The sequence below is a fragment of the Robertmurraya sp. DFI.2.37 genome, assembly GCF_029211245.1.
Classification (GTDB): Bacteria; Bacillota; Bacilli; order Bacillales; family Cytobacillaceae; genus Robertmurraya; species Robertmurraya methanolica_A.
The window spans coordinates 19,714-32,471 of record NZ_JARGEJ010000014.1 but is presented as its reverse complement, the minus strand read 5'-3'; the positions used below and the strand labels follow the sequence as shown (position 1 = coordinate 32,471).

The 12,758-nt window shown below is 38.2% G+C and carries 9 protein-coding genes; 5 read left to right on the top strand and 4 right to left on the bottom strand.

All coding sequences use genetic code 11. The features are described from left to right. Positions 1 to 36: 36 nt before the first annotated feature. The 3 genes from PZE06_RS09840 to bla are packed head-to-tail and all read right to left on the bottom strand — an operon-like array spanning position 37 to position 4,983. On the bottom strand, positions 37 to 2,040 hold the full coding sequence (locus tag PZE06_RS09840; RefSeq protein ID WP_150915517.1) for a penicillin-binding transpeptidase domain-containing protein: 2,004 nt from the start codon (positions 2,038 to 2,040) through the stop codon (positions 37 to 39). Positions 2,041 to 2,073: 33 nt separating this feature from the next. Next, positions 2,074 to 4,077: a peptidoglycan D,D-transpeptidase FtsI family protein gene (locus PZE06_RS09835; protein WP_225310665.1), complete on the bottom strand. Its 2,004-nt coding sequence runs from the start codon at positions 4,075 to 4,077 to the stop codon at positions 2,074 to 2,076. A gap of 15 nt (positions 4,078 to 4,092) precedes the next feature. Then, positions 4,093 to 4,983: a class A beta-lactamase gene (bla, locus tag PZE06_RS09830; RefSeq protein WP_483314059.1), complete on the bottom strand. Its 891-nt coding sequence runs from the start codon at positions 4,981 to 4,983 to the stop codon at positions 4,093 to 4,095. Between the two features lie 169 nt (positions 4,984 to 5,152). Between bla and PZE06_RS09825 the strand changes: the two genes are divergently transcribed. The 5 genes from PZE06_RS09825 (at position 5,153) to PZE06_RS09805 (ending at position 11,711) form a co-directional block, all read left to right on the top strand. Continuing rightward, a complete protein-coding gene (locus PZE06_RS09825; RefSeq protein ID WP_150915515.1) occupies positions 5,153 to 6,919 on the top strand; it encodes a BlaR1 family beta-lactam sensor/signal transducer in 1,767 nt (588 codons plus the stop codon). A 26-nt stretch (positions 6,920 to 6,945) separates the two neighbouring features. Beyond that, positions 6,946 to 7,329 (top strand): penicillinase repressor BlaI, encoded by a 384-nt coding sequence (gene blaI / locus PZE06_RS09820; RefSeq protein WP_150915514.1) that lies wholly within the window; start codon positions 6,946 to 6,948, stop codon positions 7,327 to 7,329. A gap of 148 nt (positions 7,330 to 7,477) precedes the next feature. After that, positions 7,478 to 8,626, top strand: coding sequence for an iron-containing alcohol dehydrogenase (locus tag PZE06_RS09815; RefSeq protein WP_150915513.1), 1,149 nt, complete (start codon positions 7,478 to 7,480; stop codon positions 8,624 to 8,626). A 12-nt stretch (positions 8,627 to 8,638) separates the two neighbouring features. Further along, the gene (locus PZE06_RS09810) at positions 8,639 to 10,267 is read left to right on the top strand and encodes a sensor histidine kinase (protein WP_191963210.1); all 1,629 of its coding nucleotides are present in this window, start codon (positions 8,639 to 8,641) and stop codon (positions 10,265 to 10,267) included. 4 nt (positions 10,268 to 10,271) lie between these two features. After that, on the top strand, positions 10,272 to 11,711 hold the full coding sequence (locus tag PZE06_RS09805) for a sigma-54-dependent transcriptional regulator (RefSeq protein ID WP_150915512.1): 1,440 nt from the start codon (positions 10,272 to 10,274) through the stop codon (positions 11,709 to 11,711). Between the two features lie 33 nt (positions 11,712 to 11,744). On the opposite strand, the gene adhP is transcribed toward PZE06_RS09805, so the two are convergent. Continuing rightward, positions 11,745 to 12,758: an alcohol dehydrogenase AdhP gene (gene adhP, locus PZE06_RS09800; protein WP_150915511.1), complete on the bottom strand. Its 1,014-nt coding sequence runs from the start codon at positions 12,756 to 12,758 to the stop codon at positions 11,745 to 11,747.

The following is a 12,758-nucleotide window of genomic DNA, read 5'->3' as shown; positions in this document are numbered from 1 at the left end:
TTACATCTCTTCTAATCAAATTGTTCACTACCGTCATTATGGCAGCAATTGAAAAATCGATTTTACTTTTTTACCAACGTAACTGCTGCCTCCTCGTTGTTTCACATCTTCAATCATCATCGCAATCAAAAGATCTTGTTTGTCATGATCATAGGCAACAAACCAGCCGTTTTCAGTACCTTGTGTGTCGCTCTTGCTGGCTTTGATTTCGGCTGTACCAGACTTTCCGGCAATTGCTCTTGTAGGAATATAGACACCATGACCAGTGCCATTAGGGTCTTTCACAACATCAAGGAGATATGAATCTATTCGTTCAACTGTTTCATGATCAAGAAGGTTGTTTTTCCATATCTTTCGTTCTTCCTCTTTTAATAAGAGGGGATAAAGCATATCTCCATCATTGAGGACGGGAGTGTATGTCATCGCTAAATGAATAGGGCTCATTAAAATTTCCCCTTGACCGTAGGCGGAATCGGCTAATTGAACTTCTGTATTGATCCCAGCATTGGATAGTTGAGAAGGAGCCATAGTAAATGGCAAATTCAGCTCCTCATTAAAGCCGAATTCTGTTATCGCATTAACAAATCTTTCAATTCCCATTTCAATTGCTTCTTGAGCAAAATAAATATTGTCTGAATAGACGAAAGCATCTCTTAAATTAACTGTAGACTTATTTTTCACTCGGGTCACGTAATATCCTCCCCAAGACTCATCCTTCGACCAACGAAGACCGTTAATTTGCTTTCCTTCATTTGGCTCTATCGTTCCTAACTTTAAGCCAGCAGCTGCAGTAATTGTTTTGAAAACAGAACCGGGGGCGCTTCGGTTAAGAAAACGATTAAAGAATGGGTTTTTCGGATTTTGACTCCATTCTTCCCACTGTTTTGTTGATAAGCCACGTACAAATGCGTTTGGATCAAATGCTGGAGTGCTCACTAACGCAAGAAGAGCACCCGTTTTTGGAGCAACCGCGACAGATGTTCCTGCATCTCCCTCGAGTTGTTGATAAATTTCGTACTGTAAGTTCGCGTCAAGTGCCAGCTGAAGCGTTTCTCCATCAACAGCATCTGTTTGCGCCAATGTTTCTTTTAGGTTGCCATCCTTATCACGGATATAGATATGGGCTCCATTCTTTCCTCTTAATTTATTTTCATAAATGCTCTCTAATCCTGTGTTACCAATAATATCACCAGCGGAATAGCCTTGCTTCTCTAAGTCTTGTAGTTGTTCCGCGCTGATTTCTCGAACATAGCCAATTAAATGAGCGGTGGCACGACCAAAAGGATATGTTCGTACCATTTCCTCTTGGATCATCACACCTGGTATTGTTAAAAAAGGCTCGATATCCTTTTGACCATAAGGAAGTGTTACTATCGGAACAAACAATTCTGGCTTAACCCAGTCAGCGCTTAGTTTTTGCTTTATCTCGTCAGGTGTTATTGCTAACAGGTCTGCTAATGCTTCAATCGAAGTCTCTTTTCGATCTGTAAGCTTTTCTGGCACTATTCCCACTACATAAGCTGGTGCATTGATCGCAAGACCACTGCCGTGTCGATCATAAATCTCTCCTCTTGTCGCCTTAAGCGTCCTCACTCCTACTGTATCGCCCTCCTCCATCATTGGAAAAATAAGAGAGGGCTCCCAATCAACAAACCACTGTTGTTTTTCATTACTTTTTTCTTTTACCAACTGGGCTTGGTGATCAAATTCAATCGGCCCAGCACTTGTAGTCATACGGACCATATATTTCAATGTTATTGCCCCTCCTTTCGTTTCTTCCGTGTCCGTATAACGCCCAGTAATCTTTAATTGTTTCACTTCTATTCCGTTATAGATCTTCTCATACCTTTCCACAAATTGTTGTTCGGACATTCTTTCTTTCGCGTTTAGGGATAAATGCTGATACATTTTAGCAAAATTCAGTTCTTCCCAGCTTTCTAGATACATGGAAAAGCTGTCCTCAGGACTTAACTTTTTTGAGCAGCCACCGGCCATGAACATGAGGAAGAAAGTGAGCATCCATAAAGTAATTCGTTTCATCTTTTTCAACTCCTGCTTATAACTACGCTTATATTATTCATTAAAGAACACCCGGAAGATTCTTTGACTAATCGAGTTAGCCGTACTGTGCGGGGCAGCATAACCATCCTTGTATGCGTGCGGAACAATGACGGCGAGCGCAATTTCTGGCTGATCGAATGGGGCATATCCAACAAAAGATTGATTCCATGTTTTCACACCATTTTTGAACGATTCCGCTGTTCCTGTTTTTCCTGCAGCATCATAAGGTTCGTTGAGGAAAAATTTTCTAGCGGTTCCTTGTGCTCCATGAGTTACCTGCCAAAGTCCTTGCTGCACCCGCTCGATGTATTTATCCTCCATTTCAATCCGGTTTAAGACAACAGGATGAATTCTGTCAACAATATTTCCTAAAGTATCGTTTTCTACTTGTTCTCTTATTTCTTGAACAAGTAACGGTTTCATTCGATAACCACCATTTGCAATAGTTGAAATGTATTGGGCTATTTGCATTGGTGTATAAGTGTCTAACTGTCCAATCGCAATTTGAAAAAAAGTACTTTGATTCGTGCCTTTAATTCCAGTAGTTTCATTTGAAAAGCCGATTCCAGTAGGAACACCTAAGCCAAATTGATTAAAGTAAAAGCGGATCATCTCAATTTTTTCAGGATCAAACGTTAACGGTCCATTTTTAACATACTTGCCATTCATCATTTCGATTGCTGTTAACCACATATACACATTCGAGGAACGTTCGAGCGCTTTTAAATCATTAACTCGATTCATTACCGTATAAGACGAGAAAGTACCAGAGCCTTTAATATGCAAGACTTCATCCAAGATCGTTTCTCCTATTTTTCGTACACCTGTTTGATAACCTGCAAGCAATGTTGCTGGTTTGACCACAGAACCTTGTTCAAAGGCATAAGTAAATGTGCCAGGCGTATAATCATAAAACTTCTTTGACTCTCGGTCATACACTTTTCCAGACATAGCAAGAATATAGCCAGTTTTTGGTTCCATTGCCACAACAAATGCTGTATCAAGAGTTTCTGTATGAGGCTGTCGTATCGCCTTTAAGAGCTCCTCCTCCATAATGCTCTCGACTTGTTTTTGAAATTCCATATCTATGGTAAGGACGATGTCCTTACCTAGTGCTCCCTCGGCGACGATCTCCTTATCTATCACTTTTCCGCTTTGAGCAGATGTAATCTTCATTTGACGTTTATTGCCCTGTAATACTTGATCATATAACTCTTCTAAATAGCTTTTTCCAACTCGATCATTGAGGTTAAACCCCATTGATTTATATTGTTCTGCCTTTTCTGCTGGAAGACCCTCATCTGTCGTCGTCACTTCACCAATCATATTCCAAAATGTATCTCCATAGGTGCTTTCTCTTTTCCAATCTGTTGTTACATCTACACCAGGTAAACGAGCTAAATTTTCACTTACTCTAGCAAACTCTTCATCAGATACATTTTCGTTTTTTATGATTGCAGGTGTTAAAGCGATGGCACTTGAAAGCTTTCGATAAATAGCTGCCGTATTGCCTTCAACGCTTTTTAAATCATTTGCAGTAATTCTCTCAAGCTTTTTGTTGTATATTTCCTTATCCGTAAGGTCACCATTTTTCCAAGCTTGCCATTCTTTTGCTGTTACAAGCTGTTCCCCATTTTCATTTTCTAGCAACCAAATATCTTTCAATTCCCGAGTACGGACTTTTTCAATATCCTTTTGGTTCATCTTGATCATTGCCGATAGTTCCTTGGCCAAATCCAATAGTTCAGCTGGTTGCGGATGTTTTGGAGGCGTAAAGGTGATCGCTTGTTCAGGTGTATTATAAACAATTAAACGCTGATTCCGATCGTATATTTTTCCTCGTGGAACCTCATATTGAACGATAGTTGATTCTTGTTTATCTAATTCATGAAGATACGCTTCCCCGTTCACAATTTGTACAACGCCAAGACGAATAATTAATATGGAGAAGAGAACAAAAACAACAAAAAACAAAATATTCATCCTCTTCATAGGTTTATTTCTCTTTTTATTCAAGTGACAAACCTCTTTCTATTTAAGTGTTTCGACGATCACTTTCGCTGTATTAGCAATTAACTCATCATTGTAAGTGGCTTCCACTTCATCTTTGCTCGACATAATCACCATAATGATTGGCTTTCGCTCAGGCGGCCAGACAATCGCGATGTCATTTCGAGTTCCATAACCTCCCGCACCGCTTTTGTCACCGACGACCCAATCCTTGGGAACTCCAGCCCGAATAAGGGAATCCCCTGTCGTATTTCCCTTCAACCAATCTTGAAAAATATCTTTCTTAGATTCGGAGAGAAATTCATCTAATCCAACATATTGAAGGTTTTTAGCAAGGGCTCTTGGTGTACTCGTATCCCTAGAATCACCAGGTGTTGCTTCATTTAATTCCGTTTCATAACGATCGACACTTGTTGTTTGATCACCAATTTTTCTCAAAGCCTGCTGTAACTCCTTTGGTCCCTCGAGCTCCTCAAGCAAAAGGTTTCCTGCTGTATTGTCACTGTATTGAATCGCTGCTTCTGAAATCTCTAATAAATTCATACCCGTTTGAACATGCTTTTCTGTAATCGGTGAGTATGTAACAAGATCATTTGTCGTAAAGGTCTTCAATTTGTTTAGTTCACTAATAGTAGACTTTTGCAGAATAAATGCCGCTGCAAATGGTTTAAAAGTTGAAGTATACGCAAATCTTTCATCGGCCCGATAGGTAATCGTCCTATTCGTTTCCGTATCAATTACGTAAACACCTAACCGGGCCGCAAATTCTTCTTCAAGCTGTTTAAATTGCTCTGTTGTGGAATCCACTCCCACTTCTGTTTTTGTTTCTTCCTCACTGCATCCAGCGATAACAGTGAAAAAGAATAATAATGTCATTGCTTTATATAGTCGTTTTTTAAGCTTCATGTTCATTTCCTCCCTATTCGATTACATTAGTAATCTGACTACATTTGTAGTATAATACTACATACGTAATCAAATAATGTCAATTTTTTATATATCGAATTGCTAATTGATTAGGAGAATGGTAGAATTCGAGTATTATCAAATGTTGAATAAACATGTAAGGAGGGATATTAGGATGTTTTTAAATCATTTAATGATCGGTTTTATCGCTTCATCTTTTTCGATCATCGTCATTTTAGTTATGAAAAAATTATTTGAAAACCATCTTTCTGCTAAATGGCATTATCATCTATGGTACATCCTTTTTATCGTTTTAATGATTCCATTTATACCTCTTCACATCTTTAACATTAACGAACATTTTCAATTTCGAACGATCGAAAATGAAATTCAGACACGTTCTTTAACTGCTCAGGAAGGTCATAAAACGGGAGAAACATTCAATTGGATTGAAGATTTTTCAGTTACGGTCAATCAGCCTGATTTATCCCTTCTGAATGTCGTACTTGCGACAATCTGGCTTGGCGGAATGCTATTTTTTGTCTGCGTCACATTAAAAGCATGGTTTTCCATTAGAAACATCAAAAAATATTCGATCCAGTTAACCGATCGGGAGACTTTAAAAGTCTTTGCAGTTTGTAAAAAAAGACTGGGAATATCAAGAAATATTAAAGTGGTAGTGTCGCCTCATATTACTTCACCCATGATGTATGGGCTTTTTCAAACATATGTTGTCTTACCTTCCTCTTTTCAGCTATCGAAGAAGGAAATGGAACATATTTTTTTACATGAGCTAAATCATTTTAAAAACAATGATATTTTAATAAATTATTTTTCCATTGCTTTTCAAATTGTTTATTGGTTCAATCCACTCGTCTGGTTGGCATTCAAAAAGATGCGTCTTGATCGTGAAATTGCTTGCGATATGGCTGTTCTACAATCATTGGAATCAGATGATCACCGTGATTATGGATACACGCTTATCAATTTTATCGATAAAGGTATGTTCAAAAGAAAATTTACTTTGGCAACCCTTTTAAACGGCTCCAAGGAGCAGATGAAAAAGAGAATAGAACAAATAGCCTCCTATTCACCGCAATCTAAATGCTCAAAGTGGAAAAGCTTTTTCATCTTTAGCTTCATAAGTATAGTGCTCGCAACTCAATTACCGTTCATTTCTGTTTTTGCTGAGGAAAACAATCGCTACTATAACATCGAGGATAAAACGGTATATGAAGATTTAAGTAAATATTTTTCAGGCTTTGAAGGAAGCTTTGTTTTATACGATCAAAATAAAGATCAGTACCGCATATACAACGAGGATAAAAGTTCATTAAGAGTATCGCCAGACTCCACTTATAAAATTTATAGTGGTTTAATTGCCTTAGAATCTAATATCATTACACGGCACTCTTCCACCCTTAGATGGGACGGAAAGGAAAACCCCTATCCAGCATGGAATATGAATCAAGATTTAGAGTCTGCCTTAAAAAATTCTGTCAATTGGTATTTTCAACAGTTAGATAAAGAAAATAGTCTTGAAACGATCGAAACCTTTTTAAAAAAGCTGGGTTATGGAAATGAAAATATATCTGGAGGAATTGATTCATTTTGGCTTGAATCTTCTCTAAAGATTTCTCCTCTTGAACAAGTCAACGTTCTTCACGATTTCTATACAAATCATTTTTCCTTTAATGAAGATAACGTCAATACAGTTAAGGACGCTCTCCGTTTGGAGGAAAAACCTGGGCGGGTTCTCTCAGGCAAAACAGGAACAGGAAATGTAAACGGGGTAAACATTAGAGGATGGTTCATTGGATATGTTGAAACGGAGGACAATACTTTCTTCTTCGCAAGTTATATTGAAAATCAAGGAAACGCTGCTGGGAGCAAAGCTGCAGAAATTGCCTTATCGATCTTAGCAGATAAAGGCATATATTAAAGATTTATTGATGAGGAGGAGGATTGTTGGTGAAGAATATTCCCAACATTTCAGAATCAGAATGGGAGGTAATGAATATTCTTTGGCATAAATCACCACTAACTGCCAACGAAGTCATTGCTTCTCTTCAAGAAACAACTGATTGGAAGCCTAAGACGATTCGCACCCTTTTAGATCGTCTCGTTCATAAAAACGTCGTAGGAGTCAATCGAAATCAAAAAGTATACACTTTTTATCCTTTATATTCTCAAGATGAATGCCAACGTGCTGAAACGGAATCATTTGTAAAAAGGATATACGGTGGAGCTGTTAAATCGATGCTTGTTCAATTTATTGAGGAAGAATCTCTTACAGATGATGATATTAAGGAATTGCGAAAGATTCTCGATGAAAAGCCTAAAGAAAAATAAAAAACAGAACACGTTCAGATGATAGAATCTGTTCGTGTTCTGTTTTTTTGTCATCCTTAATCATTAAAAGCAAATGAACAATACATGTTACGAAGGATTTTTCCAATTATTAGCGAATATTTACTTTAATATAATGATTGGTGGTGTAGTGATGATCAATAAATTTGTCATGCCTGAAGTAATATTCGGTCACAATTCCCTCTACCAGGTAGGAGAAAGTTGTATCCGACTCGGAGCAAAAAACGTACTAATTGTAACGGATCGAGGGGTTATGGAGGCCGGTTGGACAGATGTGGTTGAAAAAAGCTGTAAAAACGCAGGATTAAGCTACACAAGTTTCAATGAAATTACAACTAACCCGAAAGATTATGAAGCAGAGCTTGGTGCTAATGTTTATGTTGAGAATGAATGCGATGCAATTATCGGAATTGGTGGCGGTAGTGCCATTGATGTAGCAAAGGCAGTAGCTATTTTAGTCACAAATGGCGGAACAATCTCAGAGTACGAAGGAGTTGATCAAATAAAAAAACCTCTCCCTCCCCTTATTATGGCGGCGACAACAGCCGGATCCGGGTCCGAAGTTTCGCAATTTTCTGTAATTGTTGACAGCAAAAAGAAAAAGAAAATGACGATTATTTCAAAATCGCTCGTTCCCGATATTGCGATTATTGACCCGCTCACCCTTTCGACAAAACACGACCATCTTACCGCTTCAACTGGTTTGGATGTTTTAACACATGCTATTGAATCATATGTAAGCGTCGCCGCAACTGCTTTAACGGAGGTATATTCAAGAAATGCTATTCGTCTTGTCTCCAAATATTTACGACCATCAGTAGCCTCAAGATTAAATAAAGAAGCAAAGGAGCATATGGCCATGGCAAGCCTTCAAGCCGGGCTCGCATTTTCCAATGCAATATTGGGCGCTGTACATGCTATGTCGCATTCAGTTGGTGGTCGATATCCGCTGTTGCACGGCGATGTAAATGCAGTCCTTCTACCTCATGTGATGGACTTTAATTTGTTAGCAGCTCCTCAAAAATTTTGCGATATTGCTGAATTGCTTGGTGAACATACTGAAGGCTTAAGTGTATACGAAGCTGGAAAAAAAGCGATCGAACATGTAAAACAATTATCACTTGATATTGGTGCCCCTCAATCTTTATCGGAAATGGGACTTGAAGAAACGATACTTAGAGAATTAAGCTGTCTTGCTTTGAACGATGCTTGCATGATTACGAATCCCCGCGATATTAAGGAAAAAGATGTAGAAAGGCTTTTTCATCAAGCATTATAAGGGGGATATTCCGTGAATAAACAAGAAAGAATGATTGAATTATTAACAGGAATTCAATCGTCAAAAAGGAATTATTATACAGAATTGAAAGAAACCGTCCACGAACTCGAAAAGAAAAATATCCAATTAGAAATTATTAACGAGATCATGCGAAGCTTTAATGTCGACATGTCCATAAATGATATGCTAGAAAAAGTGCTTGGAAAATTAAAGACAATCTTTCCGATTGATCGAATATCACTTTTCTTAAAAGTCGAAAATATCCTTACTCTTTCACACTGCTATCCATTAGATTTACACTATTTTGAGCAAGGAACGCTCATTCCAAAACAGCAGAGCCTGTACTGGACTGTTTTAAAAACAGGTCAAGCTCACCTTTACTACATTAGAGAAAACGAGGAAATATTCGAAGATCATGCTTTGCTCAATATGGAGCTTAAAAGCTTCCTTTTATTGCCTCTTGAGTATAAAGATAAAACGATTGGTATTCTTTCATTAGGAAGCAAGGAAAAACTGGAGTTATTGGAGACTGATCGCACGTTTTTCCAACAGCTCTCCAATCAAATTGCTGTTTGTTTAGAAAACGCACGTCTTTTCAATGAAGTGTTGCAGAGAAAGAAACAGTGGGAAGAAACTTTTCAAGCCGTATTTGATGCCATTTTCATCATTGATTTAAATGGGATCATCCTTCAAGCAAATAAAGCAGCACAACAAATATTTTCCCATTCCGAGAAACTAGAAGGACATTCAATTCATGACTTTCCATTCAAACAGGGCGACTACCCATTTCAATTTTCGCCTATTTTAAATTTCCCTTCTTCTGGGGAGATCCTTATCGCTAAAAGGATTTGTGAATATTATTGCTATCCTGTTCTGGATGAACATAACGAACAGTATGCTTCGATCATCTATATTAAGGATATTACTGCAAAAAAACAGATTGAAGCACAGTTGCTCCAATCTGGAAAGCTCGCGGCGATTGGTGAAATGGCTGCTGGTGTAGCGCACGAACTAAATAATCCCTTAACTGCGATTATGGGGAATGCACAACTTTTAAAAAGAAAATTAAAGCTAAAAGATGTTCAATTAAAGCAACTACTTGAAGACATTCATGAATGTGGAAAACGAAGTAAAAATATCATTCGCAATCTACTAACCTTCTCTCGACAGGAGCAGTATCACTTTGAAAAGTGCTCCGTAAATGATGCTGTAGCTCAAGTATTGAGCATCATTGGCAATCAATTGCATAAACAAATGATTGAAGTAGAAACGAAGCTCGATCATAAACTTCCATTTATTGATGGCAACTTGCAACAAATTGGGCAAATTATTTTAAATTTATTATTAAATGCCAAGGATGCTTTTGAAGGCAGTGACCATCCGAAAAAAATTTTACTTGAAACTTTTCAAGAACATGGCAAAGTTATCCTTGCTGTAACTGATAATGGCTCCGGCATAGAGGAGCAATCTATCCTTGAGATTTTTAATCCCTTTTTTACGACAAAAACAGGAGCACAAGGAACAGGTCTCGGCTTATCAGTTAGCCTTGGTATTGCTGAAGCCCATGGTGGAACGATCAAAGTAACAAGTAAGCAGAATCAAGGTAGTACATTTAAGCTAATTCTTCCGATCAAGGAGTGAAACAATGGCAGAGATTTTAATCGTTGATGACGAGAAAGAAGTTAGCACATTTCTTTCGCATTTATTAAATGATAAAGGGCACTCGATGACCATTTGTTCTAGTGGTGTGGAATTCGATTCAAAAATTCAAAATAAAGAGTTTCAATTGGCATTTCTTGATGTGAAACTCCCTGACCGAAATGGCCTTGCTATTTTGAAAACATTAAAGACGGTGCAGCCAGCTTGTAAAGTAGTCGTCATGACTGGGTATGCCACTATTCAAACGGCTGTGGATGCGATAAAATTTGGCGCAAATGACTTTATTGAAAAACCATTTGATGATATTAAAGATATTGAACATTTAACGGAGCGGATTTTACAAAATGAAAATGGTTCTAATCACGCTGAAATTGATAAATTAGCGCTGCAATTGAATTGTTTTATTGGCAACAACAAAGAAATGATACAGGTATTCAAATTAGCTCACAAATTAGCTCAGAAAAATATCCCGATCCTGATAGAGGGAGAAACGGGAACCGGCAAGGAGATCCTTGCCCGCTTCATTCATCATGCAAGCTTGCGTAAAAATTATCCTTTTGTCGGAATAAATTGTGGTGCCATTTCAGAAAATTTGCTTGAAAGTGAATTGTTTGGCCATGAAAAAGGAGCTTTTACCGGTGCTACGAAAGACCGAAAGGGGTTCTTTCAACTTGCAGGCAAAGGCACTTTATTTCTTGATGAAATTGGAGAAGCATCATTGACTGCACAAGTGAAGCTTTTACGAGTATTGGAAACAGGCGAATTTATAAAAGTTGGCGGTGAAATGACTGAGTTTAATCTTGCCAGAATTATCGCTGCTACCCATGTTAAACTTGAGAATGCTGTCAAAAATGGTTCATTTCGTGAAGATCTTCTTTATCGTCTTGATGTAGTGAAGCTAACGATCCCACCGCTGCGCCTTCGCTCTGAAGACATTCCTCTATTTATTGAATTTTATCTACAAAAGGAGCAACTGAACTTTACCTTTACAAAAGAAGCGCTTGATTGTCTTCGTTCTTATACATGGCCAGGAAATATTCGTGAACTAGTGAATGTCATTAAAAGAGCAGTCACCTTTGCTGAAGAAGAAACAGCAGTGATTACAGCGGACTATCTTCCGGAAAGATTTCGAAATGTAAGCGATCATGTTCACAATATGAATGACCCATCCACTCAGGTTTATCACCATGCCAACTTTGAACCATTTTTAAGAAACTGGTCAGAAGAAATATTAAAAATGTTATATGCGAAAAAAAACTCAGACTTAAATAATGTGTTTGAAATGATGAATATGCTTGAAGCAAAAACAACACAAGCCTTTATTGAAAAAGCGTTAAAAAATACGATTGGAAATCGAAAAAAGGCAGCAGAAGAACTTGGGATTACATTGCGAAAATTACGCTATTATTTAAATGAAAAAAAATGAGGAGTGCAAGAATAAAACCTTGCACTCCACTTGTTAATCCATCTTTAAAACAACTCGGCCGTTTATCTTACCATTAATCATTCGCTCAAAAACTTCATTTACTTCGTCTAAGGAAGCGGTTTCAATTTGACAGCGAATTTTCCCTTTAGCTGCAAAATCAAGCGCCTCCTGCATGTCCTTTCTAGTTCCTACAATTGATCCTCTAACTGTGACTCCATTTAAGACGGTATTAAAAATCGGAATAGGTAGATCATCATGAGGAAGACCCACTACAACTAGCGTTCCACCTCTTTTAACAGAACGATATGCTTGCTCAAAAGCCTTTTGTGTGACAGCAACACTAACGGCCGCTTGCACGCCTCCTACCTTTGCCTGAATTGCTGTCGCCGGATCCTCCTTCAATCCGTTTACGGTAAGATCTGCACCTAATTCTTGCGCTAACTGCAATTTTTCATCCTGAATATCTACAGCAATAACATTAAATCCCATTACTTTTGCATATTGAAGTGCTATATGACCCAAACCACCAATCCCATAAATAGCTACCCAATCGCCTGGTTTTGCTTCAGATACCTTTAAAGCTTTATATGTCGTCACACCAGCGCAGAGGATTGGGGCTACTTCAACAGGATCAAGCCCTTCTGGAATTCTTGCAACATAATCTGCTGGAGCCTTACAATATTCAGCATAGCCACCATCAACAGAGTATCCCCCGTTCTCTTGTTTCAGACAAAGCGTTTCACGTCCGCTCAAACAGTATTCACATTCTCCACAAGCAGAGTAAAGCCATGGAATTCCAACTCGATCACCTATCTTCAATGATTTTACTCCATCACCGACTGCCTCAACGATTCCAACCCCTTCATGACCAGGAATTAAAGGCAACTTAGGTTTAATCGGCCAATCACCATGGGCGGCGTGAAGATCTGTATGGCATACCCCACATGCCTCAAGCTTCACTAGTACTTCTCCGTAATTTAAAGTCGGTTTTTCCACTTCCTTGATCTCCAATTGTTTCTTAAATTCATTGACAATTGCCGCTTTCAT